The sequence below is a fragment of the Actinomadura bangladeshensis genome (assembly GCF_004348335.1).
GTDB classification, from domain to species: domain Bacteria; phylum Actinomycetota; class Actinomycetes; order Streptosporangiales; family Streptosporangiaceae; genus Spirillospora; species Spirillospora bangladeshensis.
In genome coordinates this window covers 1-1,214 of sequence record NZ_SMJW01000551.1, presented here as the reverse complement: position 1 = coordinate 1,214, position 1,214 = coordinate 1, and the positions used below count along the sequence as shown (strand labels likewise).

General features: G+C 69.9%; 1 protein-coding gene. It reads left to right on the top strand.

Translation table 11 applies throughout. The annotated features are described in order from the left end of the window. Positions 1 to 1,082 (top strand): hypothetical protein (locus E1284_RS40785; protein ID WP_207924256.1); only part of this gene is annotated, 1,082 nt, incomplete at its 5' end. Between the last annotated feature and the right edge of the window lie 132 nt (positions 1,083 to 1,214).

Below are 1,214 nucleotides of genomic sequence, written 5' to 3'. Positions count from 1 at the left end.
CCCCGATGGGCCCCCCGATGCCGCCGCCGAGGCGCGGCGGAGGCGGCGGGCTCATGATCGGGCTCATCGGCGGCGGCCTCGTGTTCCTCATCATCATCGCCGTGGTGGTGTACGCGGTGACCGCGAGCGGCGGCAAGTCGCCCGAGGAGAAGCTGACCGCGGCCGCCACGAGCATGGCCACGGCCCGCGCCGTCACCCTGAAGGGCACCTTCAGCGGCTCCGAGACCCTGCGCGGCGAGCTGAACGTCACCAAGGGCGGCCGCGCGATGGGCGACGTCACCTGGGGCGGCAACAGGGTCACCGTGCTCTCCGCGGACGGCAAGCTGTTCGTGAAGGCCGACAAGTCGTACTGGGAGAAGGAGATCACCACCGACGATCCCTTCTACCTGAAGGCCGGCCAGCAGTGGGGCCGGCTGGACGACGACGAGCTCGACATCGACTTCCAGCGGCAGCTGACGCCGTCGGTGCTGGCCTCCAAGCTCCGCACCGCCAGGACGTCCCGGGTCAAGCCGCTCGAGACCACCTGGCAGGGCAAGAAGGCCCTGAAGTTCAGCACCTTCTCCTCCACCATCTACATCACCGACGAGGACGACGCGGAGCTGCTGCGCTACGAGGCGACCTCCCCGCGCGTCACGGTGGACGTCACCCCGCAGAGCTCCGGTGACGCCTCGTCCCTCATCTCCGACATGCGCTCGAGCATGGGCGAGCTGAAGAACTCCTTCAACGGCTCGGCCCGGCCGTCGGTCGACGAGTGGAAGAAGGGCGGCTGCAACAGCAGCACCGGCTGCACCGTGCAGGCCAAGATCCGCCCGCCGTTCGGCGTGGACAAGCCCGTCACGATCGACGTCCGGTTCCGGATCACCGCCGGCACGCTGACCGGCAAGGACCTCGGCAACTGCACGACCCAGATCACCATCACCGGCACCACGTCGCAGTGGGCGAGCTGCCGGGTCGCCACCAGCGCGTGGCGGAGCTGGGCCAAGGGCACCGGCGGCACGTTCTACAAGCACGCCGAGTACAAGGTGATCGGCGCCACGTCCGCGGAGGTCCAGGCCCTGCAGAACGGCCTCGAAAGCGAGTGAGCCGCAGGTGAGGCGCACGGCGCGCGGCGCCGCGCGCTGATCCGCGGCGAACCGGGCGCCCGGTGGTGCTCTCCCCGTCCGGGGGAAAGCACCACCGGGCGCCCTTATGCTCTTGAGGACGCACTCCAGTGC